The organism is Microbulbifer maximicatervae (SeqCode) (assembly GCF_052467065.1).
The window spans coordinates 4,950,434-4,968,584 of the sequence record NZ_CP174299.1 but is presented as its reverse complement, the minus strand read 5'-3'; the positions used below and the strand labels follow the sequence as shown (position 1 = coordinate 4,968,584).

The 18,151-nt window shown below is 47.6% G+C and carries 14 protein-coding genes; 5 read left to right on the top strand and 9 right to left on the bottom strand.

Annotated elements, in window-relative coordinates; genetic code table 11:
• Positions 1-4: 4 nt before the first annotated feature.
• Positions 5-340 (bottom strand): hypothetical protein, encoded by a 336-nt coding sequence (locus ACJJI1_RS21955; protein WP_444958026.1) that lies wholly within the window; start codon positions 338-340, stop codon positions 5-7.
• A gap of 1,035 nt (positions 341-1,375) precedes the next feature.
• Here ACJJI1_RS21955 and ACJJI1_RS21950 point away from each other — a divergent pair.
• Complete coding sequence (locus ACJJI1_RS21950; protein ID WP_444958025.1) at positions 1,376-2,329, top strand: helix-turn-helix transcriptional regulator; 954 nt, start codon at positions 1,376-1,378, stop codon at positions 2,327-2,329.
• A 104-nt stretch (positions 2,330-2,433) separates the two neighbouring features.
• The gene (locus ACJJI1_RS21945; RefSeq protein ID WP_444958024.1) at positions 2,434-2,883 is read left to right on the top strand and encodes a GyrI-like domain-containing protein; all 450 of its coding nucleotides are present in this window, start codon (positions 2,434-2,436) and stop codon (positions 2,881-2,883) included.
• Positions 2,884-2,915: 32 nt separating this feature from the next.
• Here ACJJI1_RS21945 and ACJJI1_RS21940 read toward each other — a convergent pair whose 3' ends face one another.
• Positions 2,916-4,883: a DUF3604 domain-containing protein gene (locus tag ACJJI1_RS21940; protein WP_444958023.1), complete on the bottom strand. Its 1,968-nt coding sequence runs from the start codon at positions 4,881-4,883 to the stop codon at positions 2,916-2,918.
• A 282-nt stretch (positions 4,884-5,165) separates the two neighbouring features.
• Between ACJJI1_RS21940 and ACJJI1_RS21935 the strand changes: the two genes are divergently transcribed.
• Positions 5,166-6,845, top strand: coding sequence for an NAD-dependent malic enzyme (locus ACJJI1_RS21935; RefSeq protein WP_282932344.1), 1,680 nt, complete (start codon positions 5,166-5,168; stop codon positions 6,843-6,845).
• Between the two features lie 44 nt (positions 6,846-6,889).
• Here the strand turns inward: ACJJI1_RS21935 and ACJJI1_RS21930 are convergent, their stop codons facing one another.
• The 4 genes from ACJJI1_RS21930 to ACJJI1_RS21915 form a co-directional block, all read right to left on the bottom strand.
• Positions 6,890-8,194 carry a patatin-like phospholipase family protein gene (locus tag ACJJI1_RS21930; protein ID WP_444958022.1) on the bottom strand — a complete coding sequence of 435 codons (1,305 nt, stop codon included), beginning with the start codon at positions 8,192-8,194 and terminating at the stop codon, positions 6,890-6,892.
• A 522-nt stretch (positions 8,195-8,716) separates the two neighbouring features.
• Complete coding sequence (locus ACJJI1_RS21925; protein ID WP_444958021.1) at positions 8,717-9,337, bottom strand: hypothetical protein; 621 nt, start codon at positions 9,335-9,337, stop codon at positions 8,717-8,719.
• Between the two features lie 950 nt (positions 9,338-10,287).
• Positions 10,288-12,423, bottom strand: coding sequence for an acylphosphatase (locus ACJJI1_RS21920; RefSeq protein WP_444958020.1), 2,136 nt, complete (start codon positions 12,421-12,423; stop codon positions 10,288-10,290).
• 461 nt (positions 12,424-12,884) lie between these two features.
• Positions 12,885-13,145 (bottom strand): hypothetical protein, encoded by a 261-nt coding sequence (locus tag ACJJI1_RS21915; protein ID WP_444958019.1) that lies wholly within the window; start codon positions 13,143-13,145, stop codon positions 12,885-12,887.
• A gap of 300 nt (positions 13,146-13,445) precedes the next feature.
• Here ACJJI1_RS21915 and ACJJI1_RS21910 point away from each other — a divergent pair, with 300 nt between their 5' ends.
• Positions 13,446-13,997, top strand: coding sequence for a hypothetical protein (locus ACJJI1_RS21910; protein WP_444958018.1), 552 nt, complete (start codon positions 13,446-13,448; stop codon positions 13,995-13,997).
• Between the two features lie 46 nt (positions 13,998-14,043).
• On the opposite strand, the gene ACJJI1_RS21905 is transcribed toward ACJJI1_RS21910, so the two are convergent.
• From ACJJI1_RS21905 to ACJJI1_RS21895, 3 genes are all read right to left on the bottom strand, one after another.
• On the bottom strand, positions 14,044-14,790 hold the full coding sequence (locus ACJJI1_RS21905; protein WP_444958017.1) for a siderophore-interacting protein: 747 nt from the start codon (positions 14,788-14,790) through the stop codon (positions 14,044-14,046).
• 5 nt (positions 14,791-14,795) lie between these two features.
• The gene (locus ACJJI1_RS21900; RefSeq protein WP_444958016.1) at positions 14,796-15,245 is read right to left on the bottom strand and encodes a MarR family winged helix-turn-helix transcriptional regulator; all 450 of its coding nucleotides are present in this window, start codon (positions 15,243-15,245) and stop codon (positions 14,796-14,798) included.
• Positions 15,246-15,413: 168 nt separating this feature from the next.
• Positions 15,414-17,138 (bottom strand): hypothetical protein, encoded by a 1,725-nt coding sequence (locus ACJJI1_RS21895; protein ID WP_444958015.1) that lies wholly within the window; start codon positions 17,136-17,138, stop codon positions 15,414-15,416.
• 437 nt (positions 17,139-17,575) lie between these two features.
• Here ACJJI1_RS21895 and ACJJI1_RS21890 point away from each other — a divergent pair, with 437 nt between their 5' ends.
• Positions 17,576-17,968, top strand: a complete 393-nt coding sequence (locus tag ACJJI1_RS21890) for a hypothetical protein (RefSeq protein WP_444958014.1) — start codon at positions 17,576-17,578, stop codon at positions 17,966-17,968.
• Positions 17,969-18,151: the final 183 nt, after the last annotated feature.

Sequence of the window (18,151 nt, the reverse complement as noted above, 5' to 3'; positions counted from 1 at the left end):
TTGGCTAGAGGTAAACAGCCAGTTCTTTAGCTGAAAGATAGCGAATAGATGCTTCTGGAAATTTTCGAATGATATCGAGGGCGGCGGAGCGGGCATCGGCCTCATCGGCATATATATTGGGGAGTTTAACATTGGAGGTTGTTCTACCCGATATATAGCGCATTACCACGATATATCGCCCTTTCCATTTGCCCCAAAAAACGTCATTAGGAGCGTTGTCTACTGAGGACTTTTCAGGAGCTGCTTCTTTCTCCTCCTGGGGTTTAAGCTCCAACTCCGCTTCTTGCTCCCACATAAGTTGGGCAAGCCGATTTAATTCTTTAGAGTAACTAGTTGACATAAATCTCAAAGGCTTAAGAGTTTATTGGTTTAGGGTGTTTTGCTGATTACTAATACTGGCAAATTAAAGAGTTAACAGAAAAGATCTTGATAAATACTAATCTATAGTTGAAATACAGAAGTTAAGTATGGGTATGATCTTATCTGCTTGCATAGTTTATATATAAAACTTCTCTCAATTTATCAATAAATATTCCGCTTGGTTCCATGGCACCTATTTGGTGCAAAGTCTGTCATGAAGAGCCGGGGGGATATTGTTAAAAGCCATTTTCTCACATTTTAGGAAAAAATCATACCTGGTACAAATCAAATGTTTATTAAGTTTAAAGATAGTTAAGTTAACAGCTGCATTACCCGGTAGTATCTTTGTGATTACCTAGCGGTTTTTGGGTGATTACACCAGAGTGAGGGGCTTAATCAGGCAAATTGTTTGGGTTTTCCATAATTTACAAAGCCAGTAGATGGTTATGGGGCCTGTTTTAGATATCTTTTGCCAAATACCTGAGGTCTCTCATTGCCGGGCTGCTAGTGAATACTTAGGGTTTTTAAGTCAGTAATTTTCATATGGTGACACTATTTCTAATAGAATAGGCGATGCTTAAACCTCACAATCCCTCACTCTCAGAGACTCCTCTTGTTCCGTTTAAGGTAGTGTAAATAAATGTAAAGGGTGCATTGGGGTGTCTACTTGCTTTGTCGCGCATGAAGAATAATTGAATTTTGGAAGGGCCCGCTAAGTAGTGCAGGATTGTATGCTCCTGTTTATAGGTTAATTTACGGGACTTCCCCCTTATCCTGGCTAATAAAGTTGCCCTTCCCAAAGAGGTTGGCACTTTAGTCCTGCAAATAGTTTCGCTGTATCCGCCTTTCAAATGATTCTTCAAACGCTCAATTCAACGATTGTGAGTTTTAATGGCTGAACTCGAAAGCGGCTTTGTCTCCCCCTTGGTGACCACGCACCCCGTCTTGATGAGTGCTCCCTGAGCACAGTGGAAACAAAAGTGTCGTGATTGGAGCTTGGCTTCAGCTGAATCAGGTGAAGCGTAAAGATACAGAAGAAGTAAATTTAGTGGTGAATTCCATGATTGCCCCTCGCCAAAAGGATTTGGACACTCACATAAGGCAAAATGTCTTATTTGAAAGTCAGTATTTAGGTGACTTGTTTCGGTTTCAAAAGATACTTGTTTCACCGAATGGAAATGTTTCAATTGGGTTTTCTTCAGATTTTAATCTGACAATGGTGATTTCAGGTGTTGCTGATATCAATAGTGATGCTTGCGAATTCCCTATGGCTTCGGGGGAGATCTGGCTATCGAGTGAAATGAGCCATGTTACAGTTGATAATTTGTCTGAGGGAGAAGACCTAATAATCATCTGTGCGAGTATCAGCCCGGTCATGCTGACACGATTTTATGAGCGACACACTCGCGTACTGATTAAAGCAAAGAATGCTCTTGCATCCAGCGTGACAACGCTCCCCAAAAGTGGGCCTTTTGTTTTTCCAGAGTGTGATCTCACGCGCTTTACTTTGGACTCACTGAGTGCATTTAGCAAGTTAAATGACGAGAGTTTGAATTATTTAAAGCTGGAAGAATTACTTCTCTTAAAGCTGAAGGGTGCTTGCGGTTGTCGCTTAGCTGACGAGCTGCTTCGGCAGGTTAATCCGGTGAACGAGCGTTTCCGCCGATTTATGGAGGAAAATGCTACTCAGCACTGGTCTGTAGCAAATTATGCTAAACAGATTGGGATGAGTCTCACATCATTCAAGAATAAGTTTGGCCAAGTCTTTAAAGCTGAGTCACCAAAGGCTTGGATTAACGAACGTAGGTTACAACATGCTGATATTCAGTTGAAGACTACCAATAAGCGTTTAGTCGATATAGCTCTGGAGAGCGGATTCTCAAGTCAATCTTATTTTACCCAGCTTTATAAATCGATGTATGGGTACCCCCCTTCAGAGGTAAGGCAGAAATCCGTAAAGTCAGCTTGAAAAGGTACTTGTGATTTCTTGTGACCGTATGCGCCTGGCCAGTTCCCGGAGAGCTGTTATAGTATTCGGCACTCTACGAATAACTAAATAATTGGTCCATAGAAATGGAAGTTAGAGAATTAGAAGGCCTGGAATTAGTGGGTTTTTATACCCGCACTAAGAACGTCAATGAGTCTGACCCAAAAACAGCAAAGATAACGCCAATGTGGGAGCGCTTCGGCGCAGAGGCTGCCCCCAAATTAAGGGGCAACCCTAAGGTATTTGGTGTTTACTCCAACTACGAATCTGACCATACCGGCTTTTTTGATGTGTATGCATGTTCAGATATGTTGTCGAAGGATATGTCTGAGGATTTCAAGTCGATTCAAATACTGCCCGGCAAATACCTGATGTTTTCCGCTAAAGGGGAAATGCCTCAGGTCGCAATTGATTTGTGGGGCGAGGTTTGGAGTTATTTTGCTGCGGAGGATTGCCCCCATCAGCGAGCTTTCACCACAGATTTTGAGCAGTATGTGGATGGAAATGAGGTTCAGATAGCCATATCCATCAAGTAATTGAATCGCGTATATATACGGGCTATTTGACTCTAGGGTGAATACCAAATTGGCGAGCTGAATGCTCGCCCCTGCTGGGTAAGGGGTACTTTTTCATCCATTTCAATACCGAAGCGTACCTTGTCAAATAGAGTCCATCGAGGTGTGGGTATCTCCAGGGCGCGCAGGTAGTAGACGGCTCTTTCCTTGGGGTTAAAGTCGGGATCTTTGAATACCGCGATTAGCTGAGGGGAGCCGATGGAGTTGGTGTATTCCGCCGTCTTCATATCCACAGTAGTCCCAACTGGGGGTAGTTTTCCCTCGGTATCCAGCTTACGGCTTCCAGACCACTTCACATTAAAGATCTTCTCCCGGGTGAGTCCGCTGCTATCCAACCAGCCCTTGATGATTTGGATACGGTCCAGGTTGGCGCCCTCAGGGTCTTTCAGTGCTGCGATAAGGAATGTCGGTGCCTGTCCCTCACTGGCTTGAGGTAGCTTCCCGCCCATTGGCACGCCTTTTTTATAGCCATTGGCGACCAGATCACCGTGAATATCCTCATCGTTATAGTCATAGCCTCCAAAGAAGCGAACTGAGATCCGGGGGCCTGTGGTGGCGAAAGTCTCCTTGCGGTACATCGCATCCCATATTGCCTCCCGGGTATTCTCGTTGGCCCAGACTCCCGTAACGCCTGAGGCAGCTTGTTCCCAGCCGAAGTACTCTCCACCAACCCCCTTGAGCAGGGGAAATGCCCAGCGCTCCTTGTTGCTGGGTTCCAGGGTCTTGAACTTGCCAAAAAAGTTGTCCTGGTCTGGTGTTGAAAGCCCGGTATGGGTGTCGGTGGCTGCGTTTGCGCCTAGCACGAAAGGGTTGGTGCCCAGCTTCTCCTCCAGGCGTAGGCCAGACTTCAGTGCCTCCCTCCAGTACTCGTATTGCAGGGCACCGGGGGGCTTGGGCTTTAAGATCAGGTTGCCTCTATCCCACAGATCCCAGTTGGCAAATTCATCTTCCGGGGAGAGGGCAGGGTGGGACTCACTTTGTCCCTTTACCTGCACCAGCTCATAAAGGGGTTCATAGCGGGCGCGCATTTGTGCCCACTCCGGGGTGAGTTCGGAGCCATCAAACTGACGCTCGATAAACATACGGCCATTAGACATATTGCCGTTGTGGGGGATGGCGAGCACCCGGCCGCCGGTTTTGTCTTCGTAGGCTTTCATCCACTCCCAGAGTTTTACCGGGTTCTCGGTATCAAAGGTGGTCAGGGGAAGCAGGGTCTTAGTGCGGTTTGCGCCATCACGAAAAATAATATTGCGGTGCAGGTTGTCGCCACCATCGGCGTTAACTGTCCACTCAAAGGCAATAAAGGTAGAAAACTCTCCGGGTTTGTAATATTTCTCTGCGGCTTCAACGGTTTTTTCCCAGGCGGATTTCATCCATTTGGGGTCCATTACCTGCTCAGGCAGTTTGCCTTCTGATTGAAGCACGATGACTTCACTTTTTGCTTCATTGGTCGCTTCTTCGCTGCCTGAAATTAATGCCTCGTGCCATTTTTTCAAGGTGGCATTGGACATCATTTCCGGATTGCCATCGACGATCTCGCTGATAACTCCCATACCGTCTGAATGATCGGTGATCATGAACCAGTCGTAAGGGCGGCTGAGCTTGGCTTTCAGCCCGCTGTTGGAGGTAACAGTTTCTCCCAGGGCAAATCGATAGGCGTCATCGGGAGTAAGAATTGCGCCATCCAACCCCGCATCTACCGACCAGCCAGTATGGACATGTGTATCGCCAAAATAGACATTGCGAGCGATGCGTTTATCGCTGTCCCGTTGGGCTTCCAGCTCCGCTTCTATCTCCGGTGCCATCGCCGTGAGCGGCCTTTGTTTTTCTGGAGTGGCGCCCTCTGTCTGTCGGGCGTTTGAATTTGTATTTTTATCTCCGTCGGACTTTTTACTGCAAGTATAAAGGCCGAGCACAAGAATAAAGAGGAACAGGGTTAATCCAGCTTTGCTCTTGTGCATCGATGGCGGCTCCATTTCCTGAATGTGTCGGATCGCTTTTTAACTTAAAAGAATTCGTTGCGAAGAGAAGATAAATTACAGCTAGCATAGTTGAGCGACTCTGTTTATTCGCGAATGGGGCCACACTGGGGGCCTTGTTATCTATCGGCACAATAGATAGTCTTCGGCTCCAGTTGAGTTAGCACATTTATGCAACTTCAAGAACATGGTTGGCTAATTCAGTCATATTGAAATATGGCTACGCAATAATCATCGCTTCGGGCGATAGGCAAAAGCAGGCATATGAGTAACAACGAAAAGCGTCCACTTTACATCCCCCATGCAGGCCCCTCCCTACTGGAAATACCACTGCTCAATAAAGGCAGCGCATTTAGCTTGGAAGAGCGTCTCGAGTTTAATTTGGTCGGTCTTCTGCCGAATACCGTTGAGACGATTGAGGAGCAGGCCAAGCGCGCTTACCTCCAATTCCAGCAGTGTAAGACTGGCTTGGAAAAACATATCTACCTGAGGGGAATCCAGGACGACAACGAGACGTTATTCTTCTATCTGATCGAACATCATACGGAAGAGATGCTGCCGATTATCTACACCCCAACTGTAGGTGCAGCTTGTGAAGAGTTTTCCAGTATTTATCGCAACCACCGGGGATTATTTGTCTCCTATCCGGACCGGGAATATATCGACGATATTCTGCGCAGCGCCACTAAAGAGAACGTCAAAGTCATTGTGGTGACCGATGGCGAGCGGATACTCGGGTTAGGTGATCAGGGTATCGGCGGCATGGGTATCCCTATTGGTAAGCTCTCTCTGTATACCGCCTGTGGTGGTATCAGCCCGGCTTATACCTTGCCTGTCACCTTGGATGTTGGCACCAACAACCGCACTTTGCTGAATGATCCCATGTATATGGGGTGGCGCCATGAGCGGATTTCCCAGGAAGAGTACGATGAATTCCTGGAGCAATTTATTGAAGCGGTAAAACGTCGCTGGCCCAAGGTATTGGTTCAGTTTGAGGATTTTGCCCAAACCAATGCCACGCCGTTGTTAGAGCGCTATCGCGACCGCCTGTGCTGTTTTAATGATGATATTCAGGGCACGGCTTCTGTAGCACTGGGCACTATCCTGGCTGCCTGTAAGACCTGGCAAGAAACCCTCGCCGCGCAGAAGGTGACGATAGTGGGTGCCGGCTCAGCCGGGTGTGGTATTGCCGAGCAAATCGTTAGTGCAAAAGTGCAGGCCGGTCTATCCGATGCTGAGGCTCGTGAACAGATCTTTATGTTCGATCGCTACGGGCTTGTGACTTCCGATATGAAAGGCCTGCACGACTTCCAGGCAGCTCTGGCCCAAGACCCGAGCAAGTACGATGGAGTGTCCAGCTGGAACCTTGAGACATTGATCGGCAATGTTGAGCCCAGCATCCTGATTGGTGTGTCGGGGCAGGGTGGCCTGTTTACCCAGCCAGTAATCGAAGCATTACATAAGGGGCACCGCCGTCCTTTGGTGATGCCGCTGTCAAACCCCACTTCTCGGGCTGAAGCGACTCCAACTGAGATATTCAGCTGGACCAAGGGCGAGGCTTTGGTGGCTACCGGCAGCCCCTTTGCAGCGGTAGAAATCGATGGCCATCACTATGCGGTAGCGCAGTGTAACAATGTCTATATATTCCCGGGTATTGGCCTCGGCGTGATTGCTTCCGGTGCTTCGAAAGTGACTGATAGTATGTTGATGGCAGCATCCAACGCCCTGGCAGAGCAGGCGCCGGTGGTGAAAGATGGCGAGGGCGCCTTATTGCCACACCTGAATGATATTCGCGAGGTGAGCATGCATATTGCCAGGGCAGTGGCTGCCCAGGCGCAATTGGATGGCGTTGCGCCCAAGGTGAGCCGTGAGCATTTAGAGCGTTTGCTAGAGCGCAACTTCTGGCGTGCAGATTACCGCTCTTACCGTCGTCGCTCTTTCTAAATAAGAGCGCTGGGCCCGTTGCGACTATCGCTTCGGGCCTGCATTTAAGCCAGCTTTTCCCCGGTATAGAAGGAGTCCGGCTGGCGCAATACCAAGTAATCCTCCCAGTGGAATCCCTGATTCAAAAACTCAATTGCTGCATTGACGCCAGATAAGAACAGGTGTTCGCAGTGGTGGTCCGGCATGGAAAAATCCAGCCAGTGCGGGTTTTCTCCGGTATCGGTGGGGTTAATGGGGATTTCTTTTACCAGCGCATGGTATTCCGCGTTCAAGCTCGCGCGCACATGGTTGTCGAGCATATTGCGACAAGTGCTGATCAGCCCCATCGCAAACCTTCCTACCTTATCTGATTTTGGCTGGTACAGGTCCACTTCCAACTTGATCCCAAAGGTTGGCAATTTGGGGGTGCCTATGGGTTTATGGAAGATATCGAAAGGGAAGTTGGAGACAAGGCCGCCGTCAACAAATTCAATATCTTTGGGAAAGCCAGCGCGGAAAAAACGTTTGGGATCACCGATGCCTTTAATGCTGCGCCAATTCTCGGCGACAGTATTGCATTCACTTAATTGGGGGATGCCCTTTACGGTGTAGGGCTTAAAGAAACCGGGTACCGACATGGAGGCACGCACGAATTCTGCCGGATTTACTGCGCTCGGATTATCGAAGTAGAGCGGCGCCTTGGCTGGAAATACCGCGCGGGTCTCGGTAGTGATATCCGCTGCCACCAGGGCAACCTCGCCGCTACCTATCAAGTGATCGGGTGTGCCGCGGTACAGAAGCTGTGGGAACTGGTTAATTCTCTGGTTGAGCTGTGCGGTGTTGGTAATGCCCAGCTGTTTCAACTCCGTTTGTAACCACTGGGTAAAGGTATCTCCCGGATTTAGCCCCTTATGTCTGAGCAGGTGCCGCAAGGTGCGGATAGAATCGAAGGGGTGCAGTGCTAAACTGCTCATCAAGCCTTTGCCCTTGAGCAGGCGCTGTACCGTTTTGCGGGCATAGCGCTCGCCATCTTCAAAACTGGCAAAGTCCGCATTGGCCAGGATACCCAAGAGCTTTTCGCTCTTGCCAGTGCTCGGTGTACCGGCCGCCGCCAAGAAGAGTGCGTTAATGGCGCCCGCTGAGGTTCCTGCAATTTTGCGAAACCGAATTCCCGCCCTTTCCAGAATATAGGTATATCCCACCAGGGCAATCCCAAGCATACCGCCACCTTCCATCACAATATCGACATACTGACGGCCCTGGTTGTCTTGTACATCACTGAAGACTTTGCCTTCAATGGTGGACTTGGATGCCTGCCAGTGTGCATCCGCTTTTGCGATGGCGTTTTCAACCCATGGCGATTTTTGCATGTCGGCTTTCCGTAGTGTGACAGCGATCTACTTTAGATAACTTATGTGCAGGTTGGTGAAAAAGCCAGGGTATCACCCAAGATCAAATTCGTCATAGCATCTAGTCGTCTTTATTTACTTTCCCGCTTGAATACTACTTGACTCATTAAACGACGAGATATCTCGCTGTGGCTGTGTTTGGAGATATAGCAGGATTCGTGCTTACTGGCATGGTCGATGCAATGGCGTGGTGCTTACCTGATGGAGACTGGGGGTGAGTCGTTCAGGAGGACGATGTCCTTTACGAGAACGGCTTCCCTTCATTGCGAAATGGGAGGTCCACTTGTCCAGCCATTGAAACCCACTGAGAGCTTCATTTATTGGCTGGGAAATAGTTTGGTCAGGGGAGTATCTAGTTGTTGGACTATTTACCTGATAAGTGCCGCGCCCCACCCAAAAAGGTCCAGAGGAGCACTTTTTGGGTGGGGCAACAAAATAGCTTGAAAATAATGAATAGTATTCAGCAGATATAGTTATTGCCTATTAAATTGAGACACCCATATTGCCTTCAGTACCGACGCAGAATCCAAATATTTCATGAAAATAGAGACTTTTACATTCAAAATTCGATGCGATATGGAAAGTGTCATTTGGAAATTTGGGGTCGTAGAGTCCCAGGTTTCCCTTGGTTCCCACGCAGTAGATATCACCTCTTGGGTCACCGGGTCTAAAGGCAATCCAATCCAGTTTCCAGCCGCCAAGATCCCCCTGATCATCCCACTTGTTGTCAATTGGGTTCCACTTGCCTACATTGCCCTCAGTGCCAACACACCACATTTCCCCAGTGTTATCGAAGGCAATCATTTTTAGGTCCCAGGGCTTTTCAATGTCTGGTTCCTCCCAGGCTCCAGTGGTGGTATTCCACTTGGCAAGATTACCTTTAGTCCCAACACCCCACATTGCATTTGACTTGTCAAATGCAATCATTTTGGAATCCCAGGATTGGTTGTACTCTTTTTTGTCAACGAGGCCAAAAGTTCTTGAATTCCACTTTCCGATATTATTTGAAGTTCCAACGCACCACAGGTTATCTTCTCTATCAAAGGTGACCATATTTAAATGCCACGTTGAGAGAAATCCTCTATCTTTAAAGTTCATTTCCATGATAAACCTCCTTAGGGTTTTCTGATACTCAGGGGTGTCAAAATTTTAAGGCTTAAAGTGAATTCATTTGAAAGCTAGTAAATAATCCAGTTGGAGTTTTGGTTACATTTTGTTGACAGTTTTCAGGCAAAAAGTATGCGCAGCCTTTTGAATGAAAAGATGTTTTAGATGCGCTTAGCACTTTCCAGCAAAGACCTACATTGTGCTGGCCTATTTATTTTCCATTCGCCGGCTGTAGTCTATCCAATGGCGGCTATTACTGCAAAAAGTGAGATTGTAGCTTTGTGGCTAATTATATTTCTATTCACTAAAAGGCTGGGTTAATTAATAGAGCTGGCCACTCGGCTTGATAAAAACCTCCTAATCAGTTGTTTCAAGCGATCTTAAAGCAAAGGGCTGTGGTTTAAAATCCTCCTCGACTAAAAGGGCGGGGATTGCTACAGGTGGTTGGTGCCTTTTGGTAGTGGTTAGTAAATATAAGGCCGATTAGAACTACCAAATAGCGTGGGTTAGTTGGATTGATTTTTATAGTTTTTCGCCTTGGCGCGTTTATCAAATAATTCTGGCTTGTGGGATAGAATTTCTGTCAGCTTTTCTCAGTGATTTAGCAGCTTCGAAACCCTTAGGTAAACAGCTTCGCTTGAGCGGCGGGTATTTATTTATTGCATTTTCTGAGAGGTTTTTTCAGGCAGGAAGCGGGCTGTTACTAAAAGCGGAGAGTGAAAGAAATACACGGCGTTCAAGCTTTCTACTGCTGCTACAGGAACAAGGGGGGCGTTGAGGGTTGTGATGATTTTCTGAGAAGCCAGGTGATGACGGTCTCCCCGGTTGATTTGAGTCCCGGAAAAGAAGCCCTCAATACGGCGAGGCTACGCGACATAGCGTCGGTCTGTGGCGGATACATACGCCTGCTTCATTGTATTGAGTAGTGGCTGACGGTCATTGGAACTTCACTCTTTCAACGAAGTTCCAGGATGTGCGGCAGAACTTGAGTGATCAACCCGAAAGCCTTGATATTCGGTAATGGGGAGAGGTTCCAGATCGATATCGAAGCTTGGCTTTTCATGTGGGCCATATGCACATTGGTCAAGTAACGCGGCAAGGGCGGTATGAGAGCCCTGCGCCCATATCTCTACGCTTTTGTCAGGTCTATTCAATACCTTTCCGACGATGCCCTTGCTAAATGCTGAACGTTGAACCCACTTTCGATATCCAATACCTTGAACTTTTCCTTTGACCCTGATTCTCCAGTGCTGCAACTGAACTATGGTTTGTTCCAACCTGGGAAAGAGTTGCAGTAGCAATGCCGAGGCGACATCGCGCCCAACACCATAAGTGGGAAAGTAATGCCAATCTAGCGAGGGGCTACATGTGATTTGGCTTACCATCCAGTACTGAGAGGGTAATGGCCGACTAATGTCTTCTGCGACTATGTCGACTCCCGCAATTAGTGGATTAAATAGCGCCTCTACAGATTGGGTCGCAATTGATGCGAAATCTGCATGCAATATTTCACTGACGTCGCGAAAAAATTCTCCGAAGCGCTGCTGGTGTGTCTCAATGTTATTACTTTCATAATTGCGGATTGGTTCTATCCCTCTTTCCAATGCGGCAACAACCTGTCCGCCAATGGTAAGGGCACGAAATTTTCGGAGCCGAGAAGGCACTTTACCAGGATCATGAGTGGATGAAGTCAAGCTCGTATTGATCCCTGCTTCGTTTAGTCTCTTGTTTCGTAATACACGGTTTAGGCAGGCACGACGCGCTACTTGAGGCACAAGATCGGGGGTCGATTGATGAAACAAGACATGTTTGTCGCCGTATACGACACCAGAGATACTGGTGCTGATGTTGTAGGGCTTCAAATCGTATTTATATGCAGCCAAGCTGATCAGCGCGTTTTGTCGGTTTCGGAATCTTGGTGTGTAGAATGGATAGTTCCATGGTGCCGCTAGTCTGATAGAGTGGGGCCCAGGACAATACTGGCCTTTCTCGGCGTGCTGAATGGTGCGGGCTGGCCCGGAGGCGCTGAATAGATATTCCAGAAGTAGCCTTGGGAGGTCGATCGGTTTACCAAAATCAGGAAAAACTGGTGTTGAGGTTGCAGAGTTCGTATTGACTTCGATCACATAGGGAGAGCTGGCTGTCTCGGAGGAGTTGTCAGGGACAATAATATCCACTCCAACATAGTAAATCCCAGGAAATGCACTGGCTGCACGCTCTGCAACCTGAATGACCTCAGTGTCGAGTCTGTCCAATAACTGAATACTTTCTCCTCCCGCAGAAATATTTGCTACGCCCGCCAACCAGATGCGTTCTCCTTCAGCAGGCACATATTCACGGGAAATACCATTCACATCCAGCAGTTCTGTTCTGAGTATGTAGTCCGAGTCCACACGATACTTTGGGTTGCGTTTACTTTTATTGTTTTTTTTCTCCGAGATTAGTTCGTTGATGTTATGCGTTCCATCTCCAATGACGTTGGGAGCAATTCTCAGGCAAGCAGACACCGCGCATCCCCCGATAACATTCACTCTCAAGTCGCAGCCACTGATATGGCGCTCGATGATTATTTTATTTGATTTGGCGCTGGCGGTTTTCCAGGCATCTTGCAATGCATCGACCGATGTAATCCCCGTAGTAATACCTCGGCCATGACTACCTGTAACTGGCTTGATGACCACAGGGTAGTGAAGTGTTGAGAAATAGTCTGTTGCAGCTTTGATATCGTCGAAGACCCGACCTGTTGCCACGGGGACACCATTCCTAGCAAGCAAGTCTTTCGTCAGATGCTTCTGTTGAGCGCAAGCACGATAGGCCTCAGATACCAGTGCAGAGTTTCCGCAAAAGAGTACATATTTTTCTTGATATGTAATCTTGTATAAATCTTTGGAGTAATAATCGACCTGCATTCCCATATCTTTGGCTGTTTCAGTAATCAACAGCTGATTAATTTCTCCTTTCATTCCGAAATACTTCGAATCGAGATAGCTATTTTCACGCTCAAAGAGGTCGCTTTTTAGCAGGTTATCTAAGGAGAAAGAGGGTGATTGCTTGGCATTGACGTTTTCAACAATTTGGGTCATGGCTGAACACTATTCACTGCATTGATGGGAGATTTGAACTGAGAAATGCAATCAAAAAGGCAAGTATCCTGCCGAGAGTCAGGCCGCTCGTCATAGTATCTGAGACCACTTCGCAAGAATTGGGTGATGGCAAGCTTGCTAACATTTTGGCGTCGATAAGATTGAACAGTGAAATGCAGGATGATTCTTGCGGAGCCTTAGCCAGATTCTCTCAGTTGGATATCGGCAGGCGCAGTATGATTGTAGTCAATGGGAGGCTGTTGAAAGCTTGAGGAGTTGGATTGGCTGTTTGCTGTTCAGTGATAGGCGGGGTCAATCAGTGAGATAGAATCTGGCTTGGAGGGGGCTGACCTGTTTGGTTGCCCCTTTTTAGGGTGAAGGGTTTGTAGCTGCTACTGGTGTGCTGTGCAATATCAGCAGCTGTCGAAGAGTTCATACCTGTCAGAACTGAACTGTTCGCTTTAATGGGTTTCGGTAGATTCGACAATGATTGAGATAGGCATCCAGCCCAGATAATTGTGGGCATTTTCATAGTGGTCCATGCCAACTTCCCAGGTGCGCGTAATAACACCATTAGAGCTGTTGGTGGATTTCCAAATGACTCGGACGTAACCGCGAGCGGTCGCATCGGACTGCTCGGGCAAGCGTTCTTGGCAATTAATCCATTGGGGCAGTTCTAAGTTGGGTACACCTTTGGCAGAGGGTGGCAGATCTTGGCTCAATGGAAGTCTCCGGTTCGAATTTTTAAGAAATATATCAGTTTTTCTGTCTTTTTCTAGATTGTTTTTTTTAGGCGTCCCCATTTTTTCTTTTTAAATTTTATTCGGGTATCGCTTTTGGATTTATTGGTTGATTTGTGGTAGTGGTTTTTTTACTGTCAGTTTGAAAAAGCAGGTTATGTGTAACTACTTTTTGTTCGGTCTTAAGGGGGGTGATCAAACTAAAGTGGATGCTTCTAATATTAATGGTGTATTGAACTTTCATCTCGATGGTTGTTTGTTTTTTGTTAGAGGATAGTGTTTATGCAGAAAAACTTGGGTGCAACAGTTTTAGGTTTTGTATTCTTCTTTGCTGCAATAAATTACGCTAACTCTATAGATAAAAAAGTGGGAGAGGTAAGCGTCCTCACTAGTCCTTTCGACTACCGTGCGGCGGTGGTAAACGATGATAACCCAGTTCAGCGTTTTGCCGGACAAGCTATGCCAAAGGAAATCGTTGATGGTATCAGAAGAGCGGCCAATCTCGGTGCGGAAGCGCCTGCAGATTGGATTGCGAGGGGGACCTATTGGCGATGTATGGATGGAAGTGTCTATGCCTGCTTTGTTGGGGCTAATCTCCCCTGTGATGAGAAAGCTGACACCAGTCGGGAGCCGAGTGGTGCGATGCTTTCATATTGTAAAGATAATCAAAGTTCCGGGACCGTTCCTGCGGTAGTGGCTGGCCGTGCCTCTATGTATGAATGGCGCTGTAGGTCGGGTGCCCCGGAAATTACCAGGCAGATTTCTAAGCCCGATGCCCGGGGTTTTTTGTCTAATTATTGGTACCGGTTAGATAGGCCTGTTTCTGTTGAGTAGGGAAAGCCTATAATCAGAAGGCTTTCTCTTCCCGCCTATCTATAAGTTATCCCTGTCCTTCCATCTTTTCATTGTCCATACGCTTGGCGAGTTTGTGGCCTTCGTCCGACTGCCCGATTTTCCAGTAACTGGAGATATAAATATGGGTTTTGGGGATTACTCTTTCCTGCTTAAAGAATTGCCGTAGGGTGCGCATGCTGTCGAATTCACAGGCGGCCCATACGGAGGCCTGTCCATCGAGCCAGGTTAGTGCCCGTAATTTTTCCAGGAGTTTCTCGCCGGATGGAGCCGGATTGATAATCCATTGGATTTGCAGGTTCTCTGGGTGTTCCAGCTCTTGAATATCAGCTTCACTGGAGACCTCAATTAATGCGTAGCCCTTTGCATCCTTGGGTAGCTCCGCAAGGTTTACGCTGATGGCTGGCAGTGCAGTCATGTCCCCCAATAGTAAAAACCAGTCTGCCTCGGGATTGGTCATTTTTTTGGGGCCGGGGCCGCGGGTTAAAATCGTATCGCCAGGCTGTGTTTTAAGTGCCCAGCTTAGAGCGGGCCCTTCGTGTTCATGCAGGGCGAAGTCGATATCAATTTCAGTTTCACGCTGGTGTCTGATGGTATAGCTTCGCAATAGCGGACGCTCGCTTCCAGCTTGTGGAAACAGAAATTTGATATAGGCGCTTTCCTGGTTGGGGGCGAGAGTTTTTAGATCATCGCCACCGAGGGTGATGCGCAGCATATTTTCAGTAATTTGTGTCCTGCGAATAACGACCAATTCTCTGGTAACTTTCTCGGCCATAGGGTTTAGCTCCTTTCGTCAGGGGTGGAGTGTTCTTTCATATTGGCGACCATAACGCTGGCAATTCGGGCGAAGTTTTCTAGCTCTTCAGTACTCAAGTTGCGAGTCATTTGCCTGGCCACTTCAGCTTCTTGTCCGCTTACTTTTTCCAGCGTGCTTATTCCGTCTGTAGTTAGTGTCAAAAACTGGCTGCGCCGGTCATTGGGGTTGTCGGTCTTTTCGATTAACCCTGAGTGCACCAAGTCGTTTAGCACTCGTGTTACTTGGGCTTTGTCCAAATTCATCCGCTGGGCAATTGACCGGGCAGTACTCAGTGGAAATTTGAAGACACCTTTGAGTACCCGTATATGGCTCACCGGCAAGCCAATTTGCTGCTCCTGTATGCCAGCTCGCAAGCGCCGTTTGTAGGCGTGAATAAGCTGGTGGAGGGATTCATTGATTGCGGTATCTTTCATGGCGCCATGCTAACTGGTTGATAGTGTCAACTTTATTGATGTTGGTTGACTCTGTCAACTAAACATAGATGGAGAGAGGCTGGATTGGTGGTCTGTGGAGGATAATTTGGTTGAGGGCGCAGGGAGGCAGGGAAGGGGGTATCCCCTTCCCGTGAGCTTAATTAGGTGCTACCAAGTTAAGCTGATATCGGTTCCATCAAACTTTACATCTGAATCGTACACATACTTTAAGGTGCCTTTCCAGAAGGAGCCGTGCCATTCCCAGTCGGCATCGTAACTGACCTCATTGAGTACTTTCTGTCTAAAAGCATCAAAGCTGCCGTAGCGCTCTTCACTTCCCATGATGACGACCCAGGTCTGCTCGTTCCAATCGCAGGTCACAGTGTTGGAGTCACCATTGCCACAGGGGTAGCGGACGGCTACGTATCCATCATCTTCCTTACCAAACTTCCAGTTACCGCTGCGGGACTCCTCCTCGAACTCTTCGGGCCACTGTAGTGCGACATCGGAGCCACCGGAGTGAAACAGTTCTATCTCCGGGTAGGGGTTGTATTGGATCACTGCGACATTGTTTACCTGCTTTATTTTCGGCAGGTGGTCGTTTTGCATGGTGCTATTGCCGTCACCGACTTTTGCCCAGATAGATTGGGAACCGGTGGTGGCTATCCAGGGGGTTTGCTGGTAGCCCTGGCGGCCTCCCCAATAATTCTGGATGGAGTGCATCATGACTCCGCCATCTTTGTACATGGAGAAGTTGGCCGAGGAGAGGACAGAGCTGCGGCTGAATACAGCCCCCGCCTTGGCGGCCGCAGGGGCGGCTGCTTCTGATAGTCCCAGGAACTGGTCAAATGCTTTGAGCCCCTCATATCCTTCGAGTTGGTATTTGCTGGCGAACCAGGCGGTATCCGCTGCGACATCGGGGTGGAAGTAGGCTCCCTGGCTCCAATAGAAGGGTACGCGCTCTTCCCGGGGAAAGTCTGCATAGATCTCGTTTCTGGCATCTCCCAGCGAATGACCGACTGAATAATTTATGTTGAGATCTTTACCGAAATACTCGAAAACCTCATCGGTGATTTCCAAACCTGATGTGGCGAGCATTACGCCGGCGGGGCTGGGGGTGCGTACTGACTCTTTGCCCAGGCCTGTCAGGAGGTAGATAATCCGGTTGATATTCCCTCCGGACCCATTGCGGCGGTAGCCGTCATTACTACGCCCGGCTGCGGCGAAGTTGATCCCCTGGTCGTTGGTCACCAATAAAATATCTTGCAGCAAGCGATGAGCAGCGCCGATTGCAAGTTCACGGATTTCCTCATCCTCTGCAAAGTCTACGAGGTTTAGCAGTGCCGAGAGGGTATAGGGGTAGTAAACAGGGGAGTAGAACTCATAGAAACCATATTGGTTCTTAACTTCCAGATAGCGCTTTAAGCGCTTATAAGTTCTGTCGTCCTCAAATGCCCCATATTTCTCCTGGAGGAGATATTGGGCAGAGGTGTACATGATCATATGGTTTTCTGAAGCAAAGACATGGTCACCCGTCCCGCCTTCTTTAAACCAGAAGTGATAGCCGTCGAGTGCGGCAAAGAGTTCGTCTTTTATTTCGGGGCGGAAGAATAAGATGCGGATTAGGCGGGTGAGAGTGAAGTCAGAATTTTTCTTGCCGCCGTTGCGGAGTACATCCAGGTTCTTATTTAGCGCATCCCAGTTGAGATCATCACCGGTGTATGCCTGAAGTACGACGGCAGTATCGTTGGTAGAGGTGACTCCTTCCTCAATATATTGCAGCTGCCTGTCAATATAGGCGCTCTCATCAAAGGACTGGGCTTGAGACGTCGCTGACTGGATCGCCAATCCTAATAAAATCGGGTACAGCACTCCTGCTGATGGCACTTTCATAAGTACTAGTTCCTATTTGGTTTTAATTGATTTATAAAATAAATACAAGCGTACCACTTGCCTATTACATAAATTTGGCGATTGAGAAGCTAGTTATTTTCTTTCGGGATTAGTTGCAAAAACGATCAGCGGATATTGCTGGTTCTCAAATTGAAAATATTTTTTAAGTAGTCATTCTTGAGAAGTAGGGGCTAGTGCTTTATCTAATTTTTCTGGGGTTTCTACTGTGTCTAATTGGTACGCAGGCGTACTCAAGATAAATCTGGTTTATGCTTTGTATTATTGGGTAGGTAAAGTAGAAAAGTTACTCTGTCATCTCGGGTGGGGCTGTGATTCGTGCGTTAGGCTATTTTCCGTTGAGTGACGATGGTTCTTCTATATTGTGGTTTGATTCGCGAGTAAATATTGCAGTGGCCCTACAACTCTAGGAGAGGGAGATGAAAAACCTACTGATATTCTTCGCAGCCGGAAGTCTTGGTGCTTTGGCAAACAGTATTGCGGTGTGGCTATTTGGCCAGTTGGGGATTAATGCCGCTTTTGGCGTATCAATTTCCCCTCCTCTATCTCCTGAGTGGCTTTATCCTCGTATTGTTTGGGGTGGCTTGTGGGGACTGCTATTTATTCTTCCGTTCTGGTCATCAAAGTTACTTTTAAAGGGAGCTCTTCTTAGTTTGTTTCCCTCTGCATTTCAATTGTTTGTAGTTTTCCCTGTGATGGCTGGGAAGGGTGTTGCCGGATTTGAGTTGGGAGTCTTAACACCAGTCCTGGTATTGGTTTTCAATTGGATTTGGGGTGTTGTTACTGCCCTAACTATTAAAGCTGCTCGGTAATAGGGTGTTAACTTTGTGGTGGTAGGCTTGGCGCTATAGAAATGTTGGCGTTGTTACTTCAGTGGCAGTTTGATCTCGCTATATCGCTTTTCTCCTGCAAACTATCGATCTTATGTCAAGGTTGTACGTTACTCATGTAATCTATCTATTTCGTATCAAAGTTATTCGAATGGGGAAGTTGAA

What these genes read in the sequence shown, in the direction of transcription:
- ACJJI1_RS21955 (WP_444958026.1), bottom strand. Translation starts at nt 340, where the DNA reads ATGTCAACTAGTTACTCTAAAGAATTAAATCGGCTTGCCCAACTTATG.
- ACJJI1_RS21945 (WP_444958024.1), top strand. Translation starts at nt 2,434, where the DNA reads ATGGAAGTTAGAGAATTAGAAGGCCTGGAATTAGTGGGTTTTTATACC.
- ACJJI1_RS21940 (WP_444958023.1), bottom strand. Translation starts at nt 4,883, where the DNA reads ATGCACAAGAGCAAAGCTGGATTAACCCTGTTCCTCTTTATTCTTGTG.
- ACJJI1_RS21935 (WP_282932344.1), top strand. Translation starts at nt 5,166, where the DNA reads ATGAGTAACAACGAAAAGCGTCCACTTTACATCCCCCATGCAGGCCCC.
- ACJJI1_RS21930 (WP_444958022.1), bottom strand. Translation starts at nt 8,194, where the DNA reads ATGCAAAAATCGCCATGGGTTGAAAACGCCATCGCAAAAGCGGATGCA.
- ACJJI1_RS21925 (WP_444958021.1), bottom strand. Translation starts at nt 9,337, where the DNA reads ATGGAAATGAACTTTAAAGATAGAGGATTTCTCTCAACGTGGCATTTA.
- ACJJI1_RS21920 (WP_444958020.1), bottom strand. Translation starts at nt 12,423, where the DNA reads ATGACCCAAATTGTTGAAAACGTCAATGCCAAGCAATCACCCTCTTTC.
- ACJJI1_RS21910 (WP_444958018.1), top strand. Translation starts at nt 13,446, where the DNA reads ATGCAGAAAAACTTGGGTGCAACAGTTTTAGGTTTTGTATTCTTCTTT.
- ACJJI1_RS21905 (WP_444958017.1), bottom strand. Translation starts at nt 14,790, where the DNA reads ATGGCCGAGAAAGTTACCAGAGAATTGGTCGTTATTCGCAGGACACAA.
- ACJJI1_RS21900 (WP_444958016.1), bottom strand. Translation starts at nt 15,245, where the DNA reads ATGAAAGATACCGCAATCAATGAATCCCTCCACCAGCTTATTCACGCC.
- ACJJI1_RS21895 (WP_444958015.1), bottom strand. Translation starts at nt 17,138, where the DNA reads ATGAAAGTGCCATCAGCAGGAGTGCTGTACCCGATTTTATTAGGATTG.
- ACJJI1_RS21890 (WP_444958014.1), top strand. Translation starts at nt 17,576, where the DNA reads ATGAAAAACCTACTGATATTCTTCGCAGCCGGAAGTCTTGGTGCTTTG.